This window comes from Kribbella aluminosa, assembly GCF_017876295.1.
GTDB lineage: Bacteria > Actinomycetota > Actinomycetes > Propionibacteriales > Kribbellaceae > Kribbella > Kribbella aluminosa.
Genome location: NZ_JAGINT010000002.1, coordinates 1,100,359 through 1,120,918 on the forward strand (window position 1 = coordinate 1,100,359; position 20,560 = coordinate 1,120,918).

Genomic DNA, 20,560 nt, shown 5'->3' on the forward strand with positions numbered 1-20,560 from the left:
TCGGGATGCACCACCTTCTGCGTCGTACGGCGACAGTCGCCGCCGTCGTGCTGCTGACCGCCTGCGCAGCCACGAGGCACGCCACCGAGCCATCGCCGAGCACGCCGCAGACCACCGCGACGAGCGTGCGTCCCACCACCTTCCGGTACGACGTCAACCAGCTGCAGGCGGCGCTCCCCGTGACCATCGGGCGGTACCGGTTCGAGTCCGCGGTCTACGTCTATCCGGTCGGTGGCAGCTGGACGCTGCGCTCCGATCCACTGGACGGGTGGACCGTGGTACCCGCGGAGTGCCGGGCGACCCGCGATCGGTTGACCGCTGAGCTGAAGGGCTAGAGGAGGTCCCAGGTGAGGGGGGTGCCGGCGGGGGCGGCGGTGCGGAAGGGGCGGCCGGCCACTTGGGGGTAGAGGTCGGGGGCCAGCCCGCCGGCGGGGCGGATGGAGCGGACGTTTTCGGGGGTGATGAGGTCGCCGGGGTGGACGTCCTGGGTGACGTAGAGGGAGCGGCGGAAGCGGAGGACGTTTTCTTCGGCTTGTTTGGGGCCGATCACCGGTTTGCCCAGGGACAGCTGGGCTACTCGGGTGCTTTCGACGAGCATCTCGAGTTCCCAGGGCTCCAGGGAGAAGGCCGAGTCGACTCCGCCGTCGGTGCGCTTCAGTGTGACGTGCTTTTCGATGACGGTCGCGCCCAGGGCGACGGCCGCGACGGCGGCGCCGATGCCCATCGTGTGGTCGGACAGGCCGACCTGTACGTCGAGGGCGTCGCGGAGGACCGGGATGCCGCGGAGGTTCGACTGCTCGGGCGGCGCCGGGTAGCTCGCCGTACAGGACAGGACGATGATCTGCTCGTTGCCCGTCGAGCGAGCGGCGCGGACCGCGGCGTCGATGTCGGTCAGGGTCGCGGAACCGGTGGAGATGATGATCGGCTTGCCGGTCTCCGCCATCCCGCGGACCAGCGGCAGGTCACCGATCTCGTTCGACGCGACCTTGTACGCCGGCACGCCGAGCTTCTCCAGGAAGTCGATCGCGGTCCGGTCGAAGGCGGACGAGAACGCGATCATCCCGAGCTCGGCCGCCAGCTCGAAGATCGGCTCGTGCCACGCCCACGGCGTGTGCGCTTCCTCGTACAGGTCGTAGAGCCGCGCGTCGCTCCACAGCTCGTGCTCGGCCGGCAGCCGGAAGGCCGGCAGGTCGAGGTCGAGCGTCATCGTGTCCGCGGTGTACGTCTGCAGCTTCAGCGCCTGCGCGCCGGTCTCAGCGACCGCCCGGACGATGTCCTTCGCGCGCTCCAGGTCGCCGTTGTGGTTCCCGGACATCTCCGCGATGACGAACGGCTGCTGATCCGGCCCGACCGTTACGTCGCCGATCTCGATGTTCTTCACGCTTTCCCCCTTCGACGGTCCTCGTTGCGCAGGCTGATCGGTATCACGGTGAGCTCGCGTCCGTCGGCGTACCGAGTCTCCGGCGTACCCTCGGTGAACCGGAAGCGCCGGTTCATCTGCCGGACCACCGCGTTGTGTTCCAGCACCTCACCGGTGAGTACGTCGAGACCGAGCTCGTCGAACGCGTACGCCGTGGCCTCCCGCATGATCTCGATCCAGGCCGGCAGCGTCTCGCCGCGCTCGGCCAGCCCGTCGGCGTCCAGGAAGAACCCCCACCCGCCCGACGTACCGTCGAGGTCGAAGAAGTTCACCACTCCTGCGGTCGAGCCGTCCCGCGTGTAGATCAGTACCCGCCGCGAGGGGTCGACCGACGTCTTCGCCCACCAGGCGGCGTGCTCGCCGGCGGTGATCTCGTGCGCGGTGATGCTCACGTCCCGGTTCGCCTGCTGGTTCCGCAATCGGCGGATCGTGTCGACATCGTCGTCGGTCGCAGTCCGCAGCATGGTCCTAACCTAGCGTCTTCTCTAAACAGGGCTGGTGTGTAAACATCTTTCGACTTCACCTTGAGCGAGTGTCGGAGAGTGACATGAGAGTCTGGCGAACCATGGGTGTTCTGGGCGTGACGGCGGGGCTGTTGCTGAGTGGGCTGACCGGCACAGCGTCAGCCGCGGATCAGCAGACGTGTGCGCCGAGCACGTCCACCCCGCTCCGGCAGTTCCGGGCGAGCTGGGTCTCGTCGGTGGTGAACATCGACTGGCCGTCGAAAACCGGGCTGAGCGCCGCGCAGCAGCAGGCCGAGCTGATCGGCTGGCTGGACGATGCGGTCCGGCAGCACCACAACGCGGTCGTCCTGCAGGTCCGCCCGACCGCGGACGCGTTCTGGCCGTCGAAGGTGGAGCCCTGGTCGCAGTACCTGACCGGGCATCAGGGCGGCGACCCCGGCTACGACCCGCTGAAGTTCGCGGTCGCCGAGGCACACAAGCGGAACCTGGAGCTGCACGCCTGGTTCAACCCGTACCGGCTCTCGATGGGCACGGACCTCAACGCGCTCGTCCCGACGCACCCGGCGCGGCTGCATCCGGACTGGGTGGTGACGTACGGCGGCAAGCTGTACTACAACCCCGGCATCCCGGCGGCGCGCAAGCTGGTCGAGGACGCGATCATGGACGCGGTCGCGAACTACGACATCGACGGCGTCCACTTCGACGACTACTTCTACCCGTACCCGGTGGCCGGCCAGACGTTCGACGACGCCGCGACGTTCGCGCAGTACAACGACGGCTACACGAACCTGCAGGACTGGCGGCGGCACAACATCGACCTGCTGATCCACGAGCTGAGCCAGAAGATGCACGCGATCAAGCCGTGGATCAAGTTCGGTATCTCGCCGTTCGCGGTCTGGCGGAACAAGGCGACCGACCCGGAGGGCACCGACACCACCGCCGGCGTGCAGACGTACGACGACCTCGCCGCCGACACCCGCAAGTGGGTCCGCGAGGAGTGGATCGACTACATCGTGCCGCAGGTCTACTGGGCGCGCGGGTTCACCCCGGCCGACTACGACAAGATCGTCCCGTGGTGGGCGGAGCAGGTCCGCGGTACGCACGTACACCTCTACATCGGCGAGGCGACGTACAAGGTCGGTACGTCGACGCAGTCGCCGGGCTGGTCGGTGCCGACCGAGCTGAGTGACCACCTGGCGTTCGACAGCGCGATCCCCGAGGTGAAGGGGAACATCTACTTCTCCGCGAAGGACGTCCGCGCGGACCGGCTCGGCGCGACCTCGCTCGTCAACGCGAACTGGTACTCGCGGCCCGCCCTGATCCCGGCGATGCCCGCGCTCGACTCGCGCCCGCCGCTCCCGGCCCACGCAGTCCATGCCTCCCGTTCTGCGGACGGCGTGCAGGTGAAGTGGTCGCGCACGTCGGCCGACACCACGTCGTACGCGATCTACCGGCGGGAACTGAAGGGCGGCGACCACTGCCCCGACAACGACGCCCGCAACCTGATCGCGACGGTGCGCTCGACGGGTGCTGCTCAGTCGTACGTCGACAGCACGGCGACTCCGGGTACGGCGTACATGTACTCGGTGACCGCGCTGGACCGCTTGTCGAACCAGAGCGTGCCGATCCCCGCCGTCTCGATCCGCTGACCGCTTACGGGCTCGGGAGTACCGGCGTGGTCGTCGTCGGGACCGAGCCGGTCGGATAGGTAGGAGACGACGGCAGGTCGGTCGGGAAGGTGCCGGTTGGGAACGGCTCGGTCGGCTGGGTGCCGGTCGGGACGCTCGGTGTCGGGAACCCGGGCGACCCGCTGGTCGACGAGGACGGGAACGGCGTCGAGGGGTTGCCGGCCTGGCCCTGCGTCGGGCCTGCAGTCGGGCCTTGCGTCGGGCCTGCGGTCGGGTCCTGGGTGGGGCTTTGGGTCGGGGACTTCGACGGGTACGGGTTCGCCGGTGGTGGCGGGTAGATCTGGTACACCCGGACCGTCCCCAGCTGGAACCGCAGCTCCGTGAGCTTGTCGAGGTTCTTCGGCGGCGCGCCGACCCGCTCGTCGAGCAGCAGCCACTGGACGTCGTACTTCGTCCGCAGCGTCTCGATCGTCTGCCGGGTCGGGTTGCTGAACACCTCGTCGTTCAGCCCGAGCAGATCCTGGTCCCAGTACGGCCCCTGGACGCCGGCCGGGTAGCTGTCGTCGACCCGCGCCTGGTACGACCAGCCCTCCACCAGCACCCGGCGCTCGGCGTACCCGGCGATCCAGTACGACCCGAGCCCGCAGTGCGACGCGCGCGCCTGGTGGCAGTGCACGTTGGTGGCGATCCGGTCGTCGGACCCGGAGTTGCGGCGGATGAAGCGGGCCGCCTCGATCCCGCCCGGTGCGATCGACTCGTACGCCGTCAGCGGCGGGTTCGCGAACCGCCGTACGGACGCGACCGTCGGGGACGCCGTGGTCCCGACCAGCACCGCGACCGCGATCACCGCCCAGGTCCGCCGGGAACCGCGCAGCACCAGCCCGAACACGCCGATCCCGAGCACCGCGATCACCAGCGCGACCGCGAGCGTCTGCCCGAAACAGTTCGCCGAGGTGCACGAGCGCTGCGACTGGTGCCGGCCCCAGAAGATCGCCGCGACACCGATCGCGACCGCGACGCCGGCGATCCAGTACTGCCGTCGCTCCAGCGACCCGAGACCCCAGGTTGCGAGCAGGACGCCGAGCACGAACCCGGTCCGCACGAAGAACAGTTGGGTGTCCCCACGATCTGCGAGCAGGGTCGCGCCGAGCACCGCGGCCACGAACCCGGCCAGCAGGAACACCACCATCGCGTCGCCCCGCTTGATCAGCAGCGCACCGGCCAGCGGCATCACCCACCCGACGATGACGACCACCGCGATCACGGTCACCGCGGTCCCGCCGCCCATCCGGTCCGCCAGGCTCTGGAACGTCGCCCCGGGATCGAACCGTACGGTCGACGCCGCGCCGTGCAGGACGAAGAAGAACGTCAGCGCGTACGCCGCCGCGACGCCCACGCCCAGGACGAGGGCGCGCAGGTTCAACCGGCCGCGGCGCATCGTCAGGTAGATCCACGCGACCGCCAGCCCGGTCGCGTATACGGGCAGCGTCGTCGCCTTGGTCAACGCCAACGCCGCGACCAGCACACCGGCCGCGACGTACAGCCGGAACAACTGCGCCCGCGTCGTCCCCGGCCGCCGGCGCAAGAGCAACGCCGTCACCGCGATCAGCGGCAACAGCAACACCGTCGAGAACGCCTGCGGCGGATTGGTCAGCCCGCCCAGCGAGAACGGCCCGTCCGCGAACACCCGATCCGACACGGCCCACGGCCAAGCCACCAGGTCACCACCGGCGACCACGAGCCCCGCACCGATCGGCGCCGCGACCGCGCGACCGGTCAGCAGCATCCCGACGGCGGCCGCGCCGAGCACGGTCAGCAACATCCACGCGAACGGCGCCATCCGGTGCGTCAGTACGTCGAGCGGCGCGGTGGTGATCCAGTGCGCGGAGGCGATCTGCGAGTACGCCGCCCAGTGACTCGTCAGCCAGCCGCCGTCGGCGTACGGGATCCGCGGCGGGAAGTGGTGGGTCAGCTCGGCCGCCATCGCGAGGTTGTGCGGCGCGTCCGAGCTCGGCCGCAACGCGTCCGGCCCGGTCAGCGGGACGAGCTGCGAGCCGACCCGGACGAACCAGGCGGCGGCGACACCGACCGCGACCATCACCCCGGCCGTCGACCACCACGGCGTCGGCCGCTCCGGGAGTTCGTGCCGCGGCAACGCCCGCCACATCCCGAACGCCAGCGCCGGCATCAGCAGCGCCGCGAACGGCAGCTTGAACAGCATGCCGAGCGGATACAGCAGCGCCTCGGCGGCCAGCCCGAACGCCGTACCGAGGACGATGTCCGCGGACCGCCACCCGGCACCGCCGGTCAACCGCCGCCAGAACATCGTGCCCGGGATCACGATCACGATCAGCAGGTAGCCGAGGTACGCCGCCGGCATCCACACCGGGTGCTCCTGCAGCGCGACGAACCACGCGATCGGCAGCACGGGCAGCGTCACCATCGCCGCGGTCAGCTTGCCCCGTCCGGCCGCTCTGATCATCGGGCGAGTCTATTGGTGACGGACCGCCCGCACTCACCAACCTACGACACGGCCGTTCGCCCGGGCGGCGGCGAGCGTGACGAGGTCGCCGCGCGAACCGTTGGTGAGTGCGGGAGGTCCGGGGCTAGGCTTCGGGACTATGAGTTCGGTGGATCGGGGTCGGGTCAGGGAGTTGATGGGTGCGGTGCTGTCGGCCCAGGGGCGCACGTTGCCGGCCGAGGACACGGCGGATCTCCGGGAGATCGGGTTCCGGTCACTGGACTTCTCCGAGCTGGCCCTCCGGGTGGAGGACGAGCTCGGCGACGAGCTGAACTTCGATGCCCCCGAGCTACGCCGGATCGCCACGGTCGGCGACGTACTGGACTTCATCGAGCAGCTCCAGTCCGCGTGAACACACGGCGCAGTACCGCGCTGATCGGCGACGACAACACAGTCGTCGTCGACGGCAAGCGGCTGACCTGGCGGACGCTGCGCAAACTGCCGCAGCTACCGTCGCCGGCGGCCGTCCTGGTCGACAACGGCGCCGACGCGCTCGCGGCGTTGCGGCACCACGCGGTGCACGGCACCGAGCTGCTGGTCGCCACCGAGTCCCGCGTCGACGAGCTGATGCGGGAGGAACTGGGCGAGTCCGGTTTCGCGATCGTCCTGCCCGATGGGGAAGTCACCCCGGCCAGCCTGAAGCGCGTCGAGGAGTCCGGCCGCGCCTGGCTGCTGACCTCCGGCTCCACCGGCCGCCCGAAGCGGATCGGCCACACGCTCGAGTCGCTGACCACGGTCACCGCCGACCAGCCCCCGCGGACCTGGCTGCTGCCGTACTCGCCCGGGACCTACGCGTGGTGGCAGGTCGTCACGCTCTCCCTCACGCAGGCCGACCAGGGCCTGGTCGTCATCGAGCCCCACGAGCTGGACAACTGGCCCGCGATCGCCGCCCAGCACGGCGTCTCGGCCGCTTCCGGTACGCCGACCTTCTGGCGGCAGGCGATCTACCGCGACGCCGACGCGCTGGCCGCCGTACCGCTGGAGCAGATCACGCTCGGTGGCGAGCCCGTCGACCAGGCGATCCTCGACCAGCTCCGGGAGATCTTCCCGAAGGCGCGGATCTCCTGGATCTACGCGTCCTCCGAGGTCGGCGCGTCGATCGTGGTGCACGACGGCAAGGCTGGCTTCCCGAGGTCCTGGCTGGACCGCGACCCGGACCCGGAGCGGCCGGTGCTGAGCGTCGAGGGCGCCGAGCTGGTGATCCGCTCGCCGCACCACGGCGCCGGGCTGGTCGGCGCCGTGCACACCGGCGACCGGGTCGAGTACGACGGTGACCGGGTGCTGATCACCGGCCGCCTGGACACCGACGAGATCAACGTCGGCGGCTCCAAGGTGTCGGCCGGCCTGGTGCGGAACGTGCTGATGGGCCACCCGGGCGTCTCCTGGGCGCGGGTGTTCGCGCGCAAGGCGCCGCTGGTCGGCCGGATGGTGGCGGCCGAGGTGGTCACGAACCACTCGCTCGGCCCGATCACCGACACCGACCTGGTCCAGTGGTGCTCGAGCCGGCTGCCGGACTACGGCGTACCGCGGCGGATCAGGTTCCTCGACGAGATCCCGCAGAAGGAAACCCTGAAGAGTGATGTCTGAAGCCACCCCTCAAGCCGCCGGAGTCCCGCCGGCCTCGGTCGTGCTGGTCTCGGGCGGGTCCCGCGGCCTCGGCCTGGCGATCGTCACCGACCTGCTCGCCGCGGGTGTGAAGGTCGCCGCGTTCGCCCGGACGATCACGCCCGAGCTGACGGCGCTGGGCGAGCAGTACCCGGACCGGCTGTACTACGGCTCCGTCGACGTGAACGACAGCGCGGCCGCGCAGGCGTTCGTCAAGGCTGTCGAGGGAACGCTCGGCCCGATCGATGCCCTGGTCAACAATGCCGCGATCGGTCAGGACTCGTTGCACGTCCACACGTCCGCCGAGCACCTGGCCGACATCATCCAGACCAACCTGACGTCGCCGCTGGTGCTGACCCGCTTCGTCCTCCGCCGGATGCTCGCGAAGGGACTGAAGGGCCGGATCGTCAACATCACCTCGATCTGCGCCCAGCGCGGCTACCCGGGGCTGGTCGCGTACTCCGCCACCAAGGGCGGAATGGACGCGGCCACCCGTTCGCTCGCTCGCGAACTGGGCGGCCGCATCCTCGCCAACGCCGTCGCCCCCGGCTTCTTCGCCTCCGAGATGTCGGCGGTCCTCGGCCAGACCCAACTCGACCAGATCGTCCGCCGCACCCCGACCGGCCGCCTGACCGAGCCGGAGGACGTGCTCCCGCTGGTCCGCATGCTCCTGCTGGAGAACACCAACCTCAACGGCCAGGTCCTGGTCGTCGACGGCGCGGCGTCCATCTAGCCGGGCTGCGCACAGCCTGTGGTGGCTCGGCACAGGCAATAACCTGTTCACGGCCCCCGCCGCGCGGGCCCGGCCCCGGCCGGCGGTCAGTCGGCGGCTGCCACCTCGACCGGTTGTGGCTCGGTGCGGAACCAGTTCCACGGGCGGACGGTGATCACGATCATCGTCAGGCTGAGCGCCGCGTAGACCAGCGAGCCGATGAAGGCCGCGTGGACGCCGTCCACCAGCACCTCGCGCGGGATCCGCGACGTGGAGTTGCGGCTCGCCGTACCGAAGATCGTGACCAGGATGCCGAGGCCGAGTGCGCCGCCGACCTGCTGGACGACGTTCAGCATGCCCGACGCCGCGCCCGAGTCCTCCGGGGCGACGCCCGCGATGGCGCGGCCGACCAGCGGGATGAAGATCATGCCGGCGCCCGCGCCGAACAGCAGCAGCGGACCGACCACGTCGTGCAGGTAGCTGCTGTGCGCATCCAGTCGCGTCAGCCAGATCGTGCCGAGCGTGACGAGCGTCGATCCGGCCAGCAACAGCTTCCCGCTGTCGATCCGCTGGACCAGCTTCGGTACGACGCGCGACGCGGTGAACAGCAGACCGGTCATCGGCAGGAAGGCCAGGCCGGCCGCCAGCGGGTTCAGGGCGAGCACACCCTGCAGGTACTGCGTGAGGAAGAAGAACATCCCGAACATCGTCCCGACCACGAGCAGCATGGTCAGGTACGACGCCGAGCGTACCGGCGAGCGGAACAGCCGCAGCGGAACGATCGGGTGACTCACCCGCCGCTCGACCAGCACGAACGAGACCAGCAGTACGACGCCGGCCGCGAACGCGACCAGCACCTCCGGCGACGACCAGCCCTTCTCGGCGACCCGGATGAACCCGAAGACCAGCGAGGTGATGCCGAGCGTGGACGTCAGCGCACCAGCGATGTCGAAGCGGCCGGTCTCCCGCTCGGTCTCGGTCAGCACCCGGCGGGCAGCGATCACCAGCGCGATCCCGATCGGGACGTTGATGAACAGGCCCCAGCGCCACGACACCCAGTCGGTCAGCATGCCTCCGAGGACCAGGCCGACGCTGCCGCCTCCGGACGAGATCAGGCTGTAGTAGCCGAGCGCCTTCATCCGCTCGGGACCTTCGCGGTACGTGAGCATCAGCAGGGTCAGCGCCGCCGGGGCCGCGATCGCGCCGCCGATGCCCTGCAGGACCCGGGCGGCGAGCAGCAGTTCGGCGCTCGGCGCGAGGCCGCCGAGGAGGGAGGCGAGCGTGAAGATGCTGACGCCGGTGACGAACACCCGGCGGCGGCCGAGCAGGTCGCCGGCCCGCGCGCCGAGCAGCAGCAGACCGCCGAACGCGAGCGCGTAGGCGTTCTGCACCCAGGACAGGCTGGACGGGGTGAAGTGCAGGGCCTGCTGGATGTGCGGCATCGCGATGTTCACCACGGTGCCGTCGAGGATCACCATCAGCTGGGTGACCAGGATGACTGCGAGAACTACCCCGGGACGCCGGGCAGGCGCGCCGGAACCGGCGCCGGCCGGCGCCGCGGTTGTTGCCGACATATTGCTCCTTACCCCAGAGGGGCTACAGTTGTGAGAGAAAGCGGAGACTTCCTCCGGATACAATACGGAGGCATCCTCCGCTTTGCAAGCGATATGTTTGGCCGTACCTCGGGAGGAGGCTGGATGGCGACGGAACCACTGCCCTGTACGCGGCCGACCCGCGCGGACGCGGCCCGGAACTACGACCGCCTGGTGACGGCCGCCCGGGAGACGTTCGCCGAGCACGGCACCGACACCTCGCTGGAGGAGATCGCCCGCCGGGCCGGCGTCGGGATCGGCACGCTGTACCGCCGGTTCCCGAACCGGACCGCCCTGCTCGAGGCCGTCTACGTCGACGAGATCCAGTCCGTGGTGGACCGGGCGTACGACTTCGACAAGCAACTGGAGCCGTTCGACGCGCTGGCCACGTGGCTGCGCAGTTTCCTCGGCTACGGACTGTCCAAGGGCACCTTGTCGCAGGAGCTGACGGTTGCTCTCGGCAAGGAATCGCCGTTCTTCCAGGTCTGCAAGGTGAATGTGCAGGAAGCCGGAAAACTCCTGCTGGAGCGGGCGAAGGCGGCCGGTGAGGTCCGGCCGGAGCTCGAGCTGATGGACATCCTGCGGCTGGTGGGCAGTATCAACATGGGCCGCGACACCCAGCCCGAGCAGGCGCATCGCCTGCTCGACATCGTGTTGTGCGGAATCAGGCCGTCAGCAGCGCCCGCAGCTCAGCCAGCGAAGGGTTAGCGGCGTCCCGCTCGGTGTACCTGAGCGGCAGGTCCGGCCAGGCGATCGCGAGCTCCGGATCGAACAGGTCGACCGCGACCCGCTCCGGCGACCAGTGCTCGTTCACCAGGAAGTTGTACGTCGTGTGCGGCGCCAGCGTGCAGAACGAGTTCCCCACGCCGCGCGGCACGTAGAGCGCGTCCGCCGTCCCGAGCTCGAACGTCGCCACCTGACCGAACGCAGCACCGGGACGCAGCTCGACGATCGCGGCGAACACCCGGCCGGACGTCGGCGACAGGTACTTGTCCCACGGCTCGGCGTGGATCCCGCGGACGATCCCGGGCTCTTCGAAGTACGCGACGTTGTGCTGGACGACGTTCATCCCGAGCTCGGCCAGCTTCTCGCGGTGGAAGTTCTCCTTGAACCAGCCGTCCGGGTTCGGCGTGAGGTCCAGCTCGATCCGCAGCACGCCCGCGATCGGTGTCCGGTGCGCTCTCATCGGCGGACCTGCCGGCGGGCGTCGAGCTTGGCCTGATCCGCGGCGGTCAGTCCGGCCTCCCAGCCGGCGCCGTTGGTGATCCGTGTCCGCCGGGTCGTCGTGTTCGGGAACAGCCTGGTGAACAACGCCTCCACCCGCTCCTCGCGTTGGCTCAGCGCCGGCAGCAGCCGCTGCGCGTCGGTCTCCGGTACGGCGGCCTCCGCGGCGGACGCGGTCGCCTGCAGACGCTCGCCGATCCGCATCGCGTACGCCATCAGGAACGACTGCCGAAACGACCGCGTCCGCGGCTCACCCCGGCGCCCAACCTGCTTGCCCGCGGCAAGCATCGCGCGATTCGCCTGGACCAGCAGGGAAGTGCTGAGGATCTCGGTGTGCTGCAGATCCAGCTCGGCGCCCACGACGGTGACGACGGCCAGCGAGTCGATCACGACCGTCCGGCACCGGTTCGCGGCCGCGACCGCGCCGACGAGCTGTGCCTTCGCCGACACGTACGGCGTGTCCACCCACAGCCGGCGGGCCGCCGAGTCGTCCGGAAGCTCCTGCTCCGCCTCCACCAGCGCACTGTCGAGGGAGAACTTCGCCATCAGCTCCTGCGCCTTGCCGGACAGCGCTTCCGCCTCGTCCGGGAACTCGGTCGCCTCGGCCTTCGCGAGCAGCGCCCGGATCCGCGCGAGCATCTTCCCGTTCGCCGGTACGCCGGTGCGTGCGGCGTGGGCCGGCGTACCGGGTAACGGGAACAGCCGGGCCATGATCGGCAGCGTCTGCAGGAATCCGGCGAGGGACAGCGCGTGGTGGAGAACGAGGTACCGGCCGACGCGTGCATCGGCCGCCCAGGACGTGAGGCTCAACGCCTCGAAGGGCTGGGCGACGCCGACGTCGGTGAGCTGGTCGAGCCAGCGCGGGTCGATCGTGTCGACGCCGTACGACTGGTGTTCCGCGGAGATCGCGGCGAGCAGCAGCGGCTCGATCTCGGCATCCAGCTCGCGACGCCCGTACTGGACGACGTCGGCAGGCGCCCAGCCGCGCTCCCACGCCGCGCGGACCAGACTGGCGAGGAACGCGTGCAGGCAACGATCCACCTGCGCCCGGTCGCGCTCGTCGTACGCCCCGAGACGCGCCAGCTGCGCATCCGCCAGATCGTCACGCTGGGTGATACTCGCTGCCGCGATCGGCAACATCCGCAGCACTTCCTCGTCACTCACGCCGCCGAGTCTGACACCGGGAGTGTTTCCCGCTCAACCGGGATCCCGATCCCTTGTGGACAACCCGCAGGGTCTGAATCCTGAGGGCAACAAAGGGGGAGGACCACTCATGACTCAACTGGCGGAAGGACTCGACGACCTGCGGACAAACCTGCAAGGGTTCGTGCTCGCACCTGGCGACGAGGGGTACGACGAGGCGCGGCGGGTGTGGAACGCGGGGATCGACCGGCGGCCGGCGGTGATCGCCCGGTGCCGGAGCGCGGCCGATGTCAGCCGCGCGGTGCTGTTCGCCCGTGACCACGGGCTCGAGATCGCGGTTCGGGGCGGTGCGCACAGCACCGGCGGCAAGTGCGTCGTCGACGACGGACTGATGATCGACCTCAGCCTGCTGAACCAGGTCACGGTCGATCCGGAAACGCGGCAGGCCCGGGTTGGCGGCGGCGCGCTGCTCGGGCAGCTAGATGCCGCTGCCCAGGAACACGGCCTGGCGACGCCGGCCGGGATGGTCAGTCACACCGGCGTCGCCGGGCTCACGCTCGGTGGCGGAATGGGCTGGCTGACCCGCAAGCACGGGCTCAGCATCGACAACCTGACCGCGGTCGAGATCGTCACCGCGGACGGCCGGATCCGGCGCGCCTCGGACGACGAGGACCCGGACCTGTTCTGGGCGGTCCGTGGTGGCGGCGGCAATTTCGGCGTGGTGACCGAGTTCGAGTTCCGGCTGCACGAACAGGCGCCGATGATCCAGTTCGGTCTGGCGTTCTGGGACCTCGAGCGCGGCGCCGAGGTACTGCGGATGGCGCGCGACGTGATCGCGAAGCTTCCGGACGACGTGAACATCGTGGTCGGTGCGCTGAGCGCTCCGCCGGCGCCGTTCATTCCCGCGGAGTACCACTTCCGGCCCGGCTATGCACTGATCGTGAACGGCTTCGGGTCGGCCGAGGAGCACGCCGCGGTGATGAGCGAGATCACCTCGACGGTGCCGCCGCTGGTCGAGTTCTCGACTCCGATGCCGTACGTCGCCCTGCAGCAGATGCTCGACGAGGCGAACGCCTGGGGCTTCCTCGCGTACGACAAGGGCCTCTACATCGACGACTTCACCGACGAGGTGATCCAGGTGATCACCGAGCACGTGCCGCTCAAGAAGTCGCCGGGGTCGGTCCTGCTGTCGTACCGGCTCGACGGGGCCTATTCCAGGGTGCCGGAGGACGCCACCGCGTTCAGCGGCAGCCGGGCTCCCGGCTACGGGCTGTTCCTGGTCGCGCTGGCTCCGACGCCGGACCTGTTCGAGCCCGACCGAGCGTGGGTGCGGACGTTCTGGGAAGCGATGGTCCCGGTCAGCCGCGGGATCGGCAGCTACGTCAATGCGGAGAGCGAGGCCGACGACGATCGGATCCGCGCGTCCTACGGCCCGAAGTACGACCGCCTGGCGGCGATCAAGGCGACGTACGACCCCGGCAACCTGTTCCACCTGAACGCGAACATCAAGCCAGCGCCAGCTGGTAGTTGACGAACTTCTGGTGGGTGCTGAAGCCGAGCTTCTCGTACAGGCCGAGTGCGCCGGTCGGGTTGTCACCGTCGACGCCGAGGGCGCCCCGTTCGTACCCGGCCCGGGCGGCCTCGGCCAGCACCTTCGCCAGCGCCGCGCGGGCCAGGCCGCGACCCCGGTACGCCCGCCGGGTTCCGACCTGGCCGATGTACAGCTCGCGGACGCCGGTCGCCTCGGTGCTCGCTGGGTACTCGTAGCAGTTCACGTACGCCGCCACGGTGTCGCCGTCGGTCACGACGTACGACTGTGCCCCGCGGAACGCCCGGGACTCGATCGTGCGCGCCCGCCAAGCCTCGGGGGTGGGGCGGGTCCAGCCCCAGTGGTCGGAGAACGCCTCGAAATGCGCCTCACGCAGCTCGTCCTCGCGAGCGCCGTCGAACGGGCTCAGCTCGAACCCGTCCGCCAGCGGTACGTCGGGGATCGGCTGGTCGAACGGGCGCCGCATGTCGAAGTAGTACCGCACCGCCTCGAAGCCGAACCCGGTCAGCAGCTCGGCCGCGCCGGCGTTGGTGATGACCGCGCCGGCGGCGACGTACCCGGGAACCTCCGGGAACGTGGCGGCGTGCAGCTCACGGGCCCGGTCGATGATCCACTGCGTCAGCGCGGTCCCGAACCCGCGCCCGCGCCACTCGGGGTGCACGACGGCGTCGGTCCGCACCCGGTCGAGGTCCGTGACCGACTGCGAGGCGAGTACGAGACCGTACCCGACCAGTTGGCCGCCTTCCCAGAGCGACGTCGTGTCCCGCTCCAGGTCCAGGCCCGGTTGGCGCAACTCCTCGGCGAGATCCTCGGCGTCGAGATTGTCCACGTCCTGGTCGGCCACGACCTTGGCGGCCACCAGCACCGCCATCGCCGCGGCGTCGTCGGTCGTCAGCGGGCGGGCCTCGATCCCCTCAGGCAAGTTCATGCGTCGAAGGTACGGCGTCGTACCGCGGACAGCACGTCAATTAGACCAGTTGTTCCGCGAGCCAGCGCACCGCCATCGGGTAGCGGTACTCGATCCCGCCGTGCGTGCCCTCGAACAGCTCGAAGTGCATCCGCCCGTCTGGTACGCCGGCCTGCTGAGCGGCCAGGTGGAACGCCGTGGCGCCGAGGTCCAGGTAGTACTCGTCCTGCCGGCCGGCGTCGATCCACACCGCCCGGAGCGAGCGGAGCGCGTCGGCGTACTGCTCCTGCTTCGCCATCTCGACCGGGTCGAAGGACATCCAGCGCGACCACACCTCAGGGATGACCGAGCCGAGGTCGTCGAACGGCAGCAGGACGGTGCCGTCGGGCTCGGCCGAGTACGCCGACGCGTACCCGTACATCTCCAGCAGGTGCAGGTCCTCCATCGTGGTCCGCCCGGCGCGGGTCGCGAGCACTTCGAAGTACTTCTCGAAGCTCCCGTCGTACTTGTCCCGCAGCGTCCGCGCCCGCTCCGGGAACTCCGGCCGGTAGCAGACGTCGAACAGCGCATCGCCCGCGTGCGTCGCGAGCGCGCCGAACACGTCGGGCCGCATCAGCGGCGTCACCATCGCGGTGTACCCGCCGCTCGACTTGCCGGTGATCGCGCGGTGGTCGCGGTCCGCGATCGTGCGGTACGTCGCGTCGATCCACGGCACGATCTCGTCGCACAGGTACGACTGGTACTGCCCGGTCCCCGGCGAGTCGAGGCACTGGCTGCCGCCGTACTTCGTCCACGAGTCGACGAACACCACGACCGCCTTCGGCGCGCCCTCCGCGGCGAACATCGCGTCCAGCAGCTCCGGGTACGGCTGCCGGAACGGGCTCCGGTTGAACCACATGCCGACGTGGCCGGTGTACCCCATCGTCACGTAGATCGACGGGTACCGATCGTCCGAGTTGTCAGGCTCGTCGTACCCCGGCGGCAGGTAGACGAGCACCGGACGCTCGTGCAGGTCGCCGAGCGGGTTCCCCCGCAGCAGCTCGCTGGTGTACGTCGTCTGGTCCAGGCGTCCCTTGTACTCGGCCGACCACGGCAGCATGCGGTACCTCCAGATGAGTCACATCGCGTCGGGGGCCTCGATCCCCAGCAGGCCGAGTCCATCCTGCAACACCTTCCGGGTTGCCGTGCAGAGGGCGATCCGGCTTGCTCTGGTCTCGCCCTCGCTGCTCAGGACCGGGCACTGCTCGTAGAAGACGGAGAGCGCGGACGCTACGTCGTACAAGTAGGTGCAGAGCCTGTGCGGCTGAAGTGTCTCTGCGACCTGTTCGACGGTGCTGGCGAAGCCGGTGAGGAGGAGTGCGAGCCGTAGCTCGGCCGGGTCCGTCAGCTGGGTGACCTCTGTTGACGGGCCGGCCTTTGACAGGAGCCTGGTGAGCCGGGCGTGCGCGTACTGCAGGTACGGCCCGGTGTTGCCGGTCATCGCGACCATGCGGTCCAGGTCGAACACGTAGTCGTTGCCCCGGTCGCTGGACAGGTCGGCGTACTTCACGGCCCCGATCCCGACGGCCCGTGCTGTCGCTTCCCGATCGACACCCTCCCGGCCGGCCAGCAGCGCGTCCGCCCGCGCGACCGCTCTGTCGAGCAGCTCGACAAGCTTGACCGTGCCGCCCTCCCTTGTTTTGAAGGGCTTTCCGTTCGGCCCGAGCACGGTGCCGAAGGAGACGTGTTCTGCTGGTACGTCGAGCCAGCCGGCTGTTCTGGCGAGCGTGAAGATCATGTCGAAGTGCAGGGCCTGCCGGTGGTCGACCACGTAGACGATCCGATCGGCGTGCAGGGTGCCGACCCGGTGACGTACGGCGGCAAGGTCCGTTGCGCTGTAGCCGAATCCGCCGTCGGACTTGCGGACGATCACCGGGAGCGGATTGCCGTCGCGGCCCAGGAATCCCGGGAGGAAGGCACACCTGGCTCCGTCGGACTCGGTGAGGAGGCCCTGTTCGTCCAGCTCGCTCACGACCCGAGGCAGGTCGTCGTTGTAGGCGCTCTCGCCGACGACATCCGCTCTGGTCAGGTTGGTTCCGAGCAGGGCGTAGACCTTGTCGAAGTCGTCGAGCGAGACCTCGACCATGTGCCGCCACATCGTCCGCGTCCCCGGATCGCCCGACTGCAGCGCGACGACCCGCAGCCGGGCCTTGTGGGCGAAGTTGCCGTCGGCATCACTGTGTTGTCTGATTCCCGAGCTTCGCTCGAAGTGTTTCCGGCTCCGCTCGTACAGGTGCTGCAACCCCTCCAGATCAAGGGATTCCGCCTCGAGACCTTCCTCGAGCAGCTGCTCGATCATCATCCCGTACTGCGTGCCCCAGTCGCCGACGTGGTTCTGCCGGATCACGACGTACCCGGTGAATGCCAGCACGTTGCACAGCGCGTCGCCGATCACCGTGGACCGGAGGTGGCCGACGTGCATCTGCTTCGCGACATTCGGCTGCGAGTAGTCGACGACGACCCGTTGGCCGTTGCTGCTGAAGGTCTCCGGCTCGTTGACCGCCTTCGCCAGCGTCCGCGGGAGCAGCGTCAGGTTGATGAAGCCCGGCCCGGCGATCGACGGCTGCTCGCAGAGGTCGTCGAGCCGTAGTTCGGCGACCAGGCGAGTGGCAATCTCCCGCGGCGGTTTGTTCAGCGCGTTGCCGATCCGGAGCGCGACGTTGCTCTGGTAGTGCCCGAACTCGGGCTTGGTCGCCGACCGCAGCTCAGGGTCGTACGGCGTACCGAAGACGGCTTCGGTGGCAGCGGTGATTCTGGAGGACAGGACAGGCGGCAATGCGGACATGACAGAGTCCTTCGGGGAGACGCGACTGGGAACAGGCTGAGGTGTTCAGACAGTGCGTCGTCGTCGCAGGCTGAAGCGCACGCGAAGGGCGTGGGAGTTCAGGCTGATCGACATGTCAGCCATTATGCACGAAATACGCCGACGGCGCCGGGGTCCGGTCGGCCAGCGGCACGATCGCCGGTACGTCGGTCTCGCCCAGGAAGACCCGCCGGACCACCCGCCCGGCCGCGTGCCCGTCGTCGAACTCGCAGAACTTCTCCCGGAACAGCTGCCGGTGCTTGGCCGCCTCGGGCGCGGCGAACGTCCCGTTCCGGAGCACGCCGAACAGCTCGTCCGCGGACCGCGCGACCACACCGGGCGAGAACTCCGTGACGTCGAAGTACGTGCTCTGCCGGTCCTCGTCGTCCACGTGCAGGACGATCGGCCGGTCCAGGTTCGCGTAGTCGAAGGTGATCGAGGAGTAGTCCGAGACCAGCACGTCGGCGGCCAGCATCAGGTCCTCGACCGGCGCCTTCGGCAACAGCACGCGAGCGTTCCGGCCCGCGGCGAGGGCCAGCTGGCCCGGGTCGAGGCCGTCACCGGACGTCGGCGCGTACAGGATCACCAGGTGCGAGTCGTCGTACCCGAAGCCGGCCCGGATCGCCCGGACGTCGTCGAGGGTCGCGGTCAGCAGGCGGTCGTTGCGCGGGTACCCGTACTCGAGCTCCTCGAAGTACGCCGGGTACGTGCGCTCCCAGATCTCCGACGAGTACCGGTTCGAGGACAGGTTGAAGTCCCAGCGGTCGACCGCGCGCATCAGCTCCTCCTGCCCCTCGGCCGGCAGCCGCACCGTCGTCAGCGGCGTACCGTGCTGGGTCTGCAGGTGGATCTGCCCCTCGCGCTTGTCCAGGTCCCGCGGCCAGTTCGTGTTGCTGACGAAGTACGTCGCCTTGCCGAGCAGCTTCTCATACGCCGGGGAGCCCGCCACGACGTACTCGACACCCTCGGGGATCGCGCTCAGGTGCCCGCCGTCGACGACCCAGACGCCGCGCAGGTGCGGTGCGAGCTCGGCCGCCTTCTCGTAGATCGCGCGCGGGTTCCCGGCGTACTGCCGGAACGAGTACGAGCCGTAGGCGACCAGGTTCGGGTCGAGCTTGCCGCGCCGGAGCAGCTTGCCGACCGTCTTCCGCGGGCTCGGGACCTGCAGCATCCGGGCGCTCAGCTTCAGCGTCGAGTAGGTCGCGTAGTCGTCGTGGATCAGCAGCCAGCGCTTGAACCCGCGGGCCGTCCGGTCGGTGCTGTAGCCGTCGGGCTTCCAGCGCTTGGCGAACGCGTGCGCGGCGTGGAAGAAGTCCGCCCGGTCGTCGGTGTCGATCCGCTCGGGCTTGGCGAGCACGGCGAGGATGTGGTCGAGCGACCGGTCGAAGGCGAACCGGCGCCAGCCGGTCAGCTCCGGGTCGGACTGGATGAACGCGTGCACCCGGTCGTACTGGTCGAAGATGTCCCACTGCCGGCGGCCGCTGGTGGCGTGGATGTTGCCGCCGGTGCGGTGCTGCCGGTAGTACACGACGATCCGGTCGAGGGTCGCGATCCGCTCCGCGGTGAGCATCGTCGAGTAGGTCCACGGCGCGTCCTCGTAGAAGCCGGAGGTGAACGCGAAGCCGTGCCGGGTGAGGAAGGCCCGCAGGTAGGCCTTGTTCCAGACGACCTCGAGGAAGGTCAGGAAGATCGGCCGCTCGGCCGCCGTGAACACGCCGGCGCCCTCGCGCGCGTACGCCTCGTGCCGCTGGCTGCCGAGCACTCGGCCGTCCCAGAAGATCCGCTCGTAGTCGAACATCACGATGTCCGGCCGATCGGTGTCGTCGATCCGGTTCGAGATCGCCGCCAGCGACCCGGCCGAGTAGGTGTCGTCGGCGTCCAGGAACAGCACGTACTCGCCGCGGCACTCCTTGAGCCCGACGTTCCGCGCCGGCCCGAGCCCGGCGTTCTCGCCCAGGTGCAGCACCCGCACCCGCGGGTCCGCGGCGGCGTACTCGTCCAGGATCCGGCCCGACCCGTCCGGGTCCGCGTCGTCGACCGCGATCAGCTCGAAGTCGGTGAACGACTGCCCGAGCACCGAGTCCAGGCACGGCCGCAACCACGCCCGCGAGGCATGACAGGGGACCACGATGCTGAACTTGGGGGCCATGCCTCGTCATCTTAAGGTCAGGGCATGAGTGTTGATGTGTTCGAGCCGTTGGCGGGGCTGGAAGGGGTCGGGTCGGCGGCGCAGGCGGCGCGGGATGCGGTCGACGTACTGCTCCGGGACCGCGGTCTGCGGCGGGTCGGTTCGGACATGACCGCCGAGGCGCTGCTGCGCGGCGCACACGCGTCCGCGGCGCTGGCCGGCAGTACCGCGACTCCCGACGAGGTACGTCGGGGCGTTGCCGACGGGCTGGCTTCCGGCGCGGTCCGGATGACCGGCGAACTGATGGCGCTGGCGCCGCAGGTGGACAAGGCGCCGGTGCAGGTCTGGACCAGACTGCACCAGCTGGCCGCGGCCGATCTGGTCGGACCGGACCAGTTGGGTCATCTGCGGACCAGTGCGGAACCGGTGCCCGACGACATCCCGGGATTGCCGCCGGCGCCCGGCGCCGACGAGATGTGGGAGCGGCTGAGCGCGCTCGCGCGGAGCCTCACCCGCCCGACCAGGGCACCCGGTCTGGTGGTCGCCGCGATCGTGCATGCCGAGCTCGCCGTACTGCGCCCGTTCCCGACCGCCAACGGACTCGTTGCCCGGGCCGCCGAGCGCTGCCTGTTGGTTGCCCGGGGCATCGACCCGGTCGCGGTGACGGTACCGGAGGGTGGTCACTATGTGTTGCGGGCAACCTATGCGTCGGGTCTCACCGACTACACAGCGCGAGGACTGACCGGAGTCCGTGACTGGTTGCTGCGCAGCTGCGAAGTGGTGACAAAAGGTGCCGAGCTCTCGCCGCTCGCCTCTTCGGACTGA

The 20,560-nt window shown here is 69.6% G+C and carries 18 protein-coding genes; 8 read left to right on the forward strand and 10 right to left on the reverse strand.

Annotated features, from left to right (window positions below; all coding sequences use genetic code 11):
- Window positions 1-5 precede the first annotated feature (5 nt).
- Window positions 6-335, forward strand: coding sequence for a hypothetical protein (locus JOF29_RS26715; RefSeq protein ID WP_209697184.1), 330 nt, complete (start codon window positions 6-8; stop codon window positions 333-335).
- Here the strand turns inward: JOF29_RS26715 and pseI are convergent.
- The gene (gene pseI / locus JOF29_RS26720) at window positions 332-1,381 is read right to left on the reverse strand and encodes a pseudaminic acid synthase (protein WP_209697185.1); all 1,050 of its coding nucleotides are present in this window, start codon (window positions 1,379-1,381) and stop codon (window positions 332-334) included. The genes JOF29_RS26715 and pseI overlap by 4 nt on opposite strands.
- Window positions 1,378-1,884 (reverse strand): GNAT family N-acetyltransferase, encoded by a 507-nt coding sequence (locus JOF29_RS26725; RefSeq protein ID WP_209697186.1) that lies wholly within the window; start codon window positions 1,882-1,884, stop codon window positions 1,378-1,380. The genes pseI and JOF29_RS26725 overlap by 4 nt, the downstream gene beginning before the upstream one ends.
- Window positions 1,885-1,967: 83 nt before the next feature.
- Between JOF29_RS26725 and JOF29_RS26730 the strand changes: the two genes are divergently transcribed.
- Window positions 1,968-3,533 (forward strand): glycoside hydrolase family 10-like protein, encoded by a 1,566-nt coding sequence (locus JOF29_RS26730; RefSeq protein ID WP_209697187.1) that lies wholly within the window; start codon window positions 1,968-1,970, stop codon window positions 3,531-3,533.
- 4 nt (window positions 3,534-3,537) lie between these two features.
- Here the strand turns inward: JOF29_RS26730 and JOF29_RS26735 are convergent, their stop codons facing one another.
- Entirely contained in the window at window positions 3,538-5,994 is a 2,457-nt protein-coding gene (locus JOF29_RS26735; RefSeq protein ID WP_209697188.1) for a PT domain-containing protein, read from the reverse strand.
- A 139-nt stretch (window positions 5,995-6,133) separates the two neighbouring features.
- Between JOF29_RS26735 and JOF29_RS26740 the strand changes: the two genes are divergently transcribed.
- The 3 genes from JOF29_RS26740 to JOF29_RS26750 are packed head-to-tail and all read left to right on the forward strand — an operon-like array spanning window position 6,134 to window position 8,371.
- Entirely contained in the window at window positions 6,134-6,385 is a 252-nt protein-coding gene (locus tag JOF29_RS26740) for a phosphopantetheine-binding protein (RefSeq protein WP_209697189.1), read from the forward strand.
- Entirely contained in the window at window positions 6,382-7,620 is a 1,239-nt protein-coding gene (locus JOF29_RS26745; RefSeq protein ID WP_307863707.1) for an AMP-binding protein, read from the forward strand. Before JOF29_RS26740 ends, JOF29_RS26745 begins: the two co-directional genes overlap by 4 nt.
- Entirely contained in the window at window positions 7,613-8,371 is a 759-nt protein-coding gene (locus tag JOF29_RS26750; RefSeq protein WP_209697190.1) for an SDR family NAD(P)-dependent oxidoreductase, read from the forward strand. Before JOF29_RS26745 ends, JOF29_RS26750 begins: the two co-directional genes overlap by 8 nt.
- Window positions 8,372-8,457: 86 nt before the next feature.
- On the opposite strand, the gene JOF29_RS26755 is transcribed toward JOF29_RS26750, so the two are convergent.
- Complete coding sequence (locus tag JOF29_RS26755) at window positions 8,458-9,924, reverse strand: MFS transporter (RefSeq protein WP_209697191.1); 1,467 nt, start codon at window positions 9,922-9,924, stop codon at window positions 8,458-8,460.
- Between the two features lie 123 nt (window positions 9,925-10,047).
- Here JOF29_RS26755 and JOF29_RS26760 point away from each other — a divergent pair, with 123 nt between their 5' ends.
- Window positions 10,048-10,650, forward strand: coding sequence for a TetR/AcrR family transcriptional regulator (locus JOF29_RS26760; protein WP_209697192.1), 603 nt, complete (start codon window positions 10,048-10,050; stop codon window positions 10,648-10,650).
- Here the strand turns inward: JOF29_RS26760 and JOF29_RS26765 are convergent.
- A complete protein-coding gene (locus JOF29_RS26765) occupies window positions 10,607-11,128 on the reverse strand; it encodes a dTDP-4-dehydrorhamnose 3,5-epimerase family protein (RefSeq protein WP_209697193.1) in 522 nt (173 codons plus the stop codon). The genes JOF29_RS26760 and JOF29_RS26765 overlap by 44 nt on opposite strands.
- Window positions 11,125-12,330, reverse strand: a complete 1,206-nt coding sequence (locus JOF29_RS26770; protein WP_307863708.1) for a DUF2786 domain-containing protein — start codon at window positions 12,328-12,330, stop codon at window positions 11,125-11,127. Before JOF29_RS26770 ends, JOF29_RS26765 begins: the two co-directional genes overlap by 4 nt.
- A 109-nt stretch (window positions 12,331-12,439) precedes the next feature.
- Between JOF29_RS26770 and JOF29_RS26775 the strand changes: the two genes are divergently transcribed.
- Window positions 12,440-13,840, forward strand: a complete 1,401-nt coding sequence (locus JOF29_RS26775) for an FAD-binding oxidoreductase (RefSeq protein WP_209697194.1) — start codon at window positions 12,440-12,442, stop codon at window positions 13,838-13,840.
- Here the strand turns inward: JOF29_RS26775 and JOF29_RS26780 are convergent.
- The 4 genes from JOF29_RS26780 to JOF29_RS26795 form a co-directional block, all read right to left on the reverse strand.
- A complete protein-coding gene (locus JOF29_RS26780; protein WP_209697195.1) occupies window positions 13,815-14,786 on the reverse strand; it encodes a GNAT family N-acetyltransferase in 972 nt (323 codons plus the stop codon). The genes JOF29_RS26775 and JOF29_RS26780 overlap by 26 nt on opposite strands.
- Window positions 14,787-14,826: 40 nt before the next feature.
- Window positions 14,827-15,864 carry an alpha/beta hydrolase gene (locus tag JOF29_RS26785; protein WP_209697196.1) on the reverse strand — a complete coding sequence of 346 codons (1,038 nt, stop codon included), beginning with the start codon at window positions 15,862-15,864 and terminating at the stop codon, window positions 14,827-14,829.
- An 18-nt stretch (window positions 15,865-15,882) separates the two neighbouring features.
- Window positions 15,883-17,589: an arginine--tRNA ligase gene (gene argS / locus JOF29_RS26790; RefSeq protein WP_209697197.1), complete on the reverse strand. Its 1,707-nt coding sequence runs from the start codon at window positions 17,587-17,589 to the stop codon at window positions 15,883-15,885.
- Between the two features lie 115 nt (window positions 17,590-17,704).
- The gene (locus JOF29_RS26795) at window positions 17,705-19,756 is read right to left on the reverse strand and encodes a bifunctional glycosyltransferase/CDP-glycerol:glycerophosphate glycerophosphotransferase (protein ID WP_209697198.1); all 2,052 of its coding nucleotides are present in this window, start codon (window positions 19,754-19,756) and stop codon (window positions 17,705-17,707) included.
- A 24-nt stretch (window positions 19,757-19,780) separates the two neighbouring features.
- On the opposite strand from JOF29_RS26795, the gene JOF29_RS26800 reads away from it, so the two are divergent.
- On the forward strand, window positions 19,781-20,560 hold the full coding sequence (locus JOF29_RS26800; RefSeq protein WP_209697199.1) for a Fic family protein: 780 nt from the start codon (window positions 19,781-19,783) through the stop codon (window positions 20,558-20,560).

Coding starts and splice junctions, on each gene's coding strand:
- JOF29_RS26725 (WP_209697186.1), bottom strand. CDS start 1,884: ATGCTGCGGACTGCGACCGACGACGATGTCGACACGATCCGCCGATTG.
- JOF29_RS26785 (WP_209697196.1), bottom strand. CDS start 15,864: ATGCTGCCGTGGTCGGCCGAGTACAAGGGACGCCTGGACCAGACGACG.
- JOF29_RS26715 (WP_209697184.1), top strand. CDS start 6: ATGCACCACCTTCTGCGTCGTACGGCGACAGTCGCCGCCGTCGTGCTG.
- JOF29_RS26750 (WP_209697190.1), top strand. CDS start 7,613: ATGTCTGAAGCCACCCCTCAAGCCGCCGGAGTCCCGCCGGCCTCGGTC.
- JOF29_RS26800 (WP_209697199.1), top strand. CDS start 19,781: ATGAGTGTTGATGTGTTCGAGCCGTTGGCGGGGCTGGAAGGGGTCGGG.
- argS (WP_209697197.1), bottom strand. CDS start 17,589: ATGTCCGCATTGCCGCCTGTCCTGTCCTCCAGAATCACCGCTGCCACC.
- JOF29_RS26755 (WP_209697191.1), bottom strand. CDS start 9,924: ATGTCGGCAACAACCGCGGCGCCGGCCGGCGCCGGTTCCGGCGCGCCT.
- JOF29_RS26760 (WP_209697192.1), top strand. CDS start 10,048: ATGGCGACGGAACCACTGCCCTGTACGCGGCCGACCCGCGCGGACGCG.
- JOF29_RS26775 (WP_209697194.1), top strand. CDS start 12,440: ATGACTCAACTGGCGGAAGGACTCGACGACCTGCGGACAAACCTGCAA.
- JOF29_RS26765 (WP_209697193.1), bottom strand. CDS start 11,128: ATGAGAGCGCACCGGACACCGATCGCGGGCGTGCTGCGGATCGAGCTG.
- JOF29_RS26730 (WP_209697187.1), top strand. CDS start 1,968: ATGAGAGTCTGGCGAACCATGGGTGTTCTGGGCGTGACGGCGGGGCTG.
- JOF29_RS26780 (WP_209697195.1), bottom strand. CDS start 14,786: ATGAACTTGCCTGAGGGGATCGAGGCCCGCCCGCTGACGACCGACGAC.
- JOF29_RS26795 (WP_209697198.1), bottom strand. CDS start 19,756: ATGGCCCCCAAGTTCAGCATCGTGGTCCCCTGTCATGCCTCGCGGGCG.
- JOF29_RS26735 (WP_209697188.1), bottom strand. CDS start 5,994: ATGATCAGAGCGGCCGGACGGGGCAAGCTGACCGCGGCGATGGTGACG.
- JOF29_RS26740 (WP_209697189.1), top strand. CDS start 6,134: ATGAGTTCGGTGGATCGGGGTCGGGTCAGGGAGTTGATGGGTGCGGTG.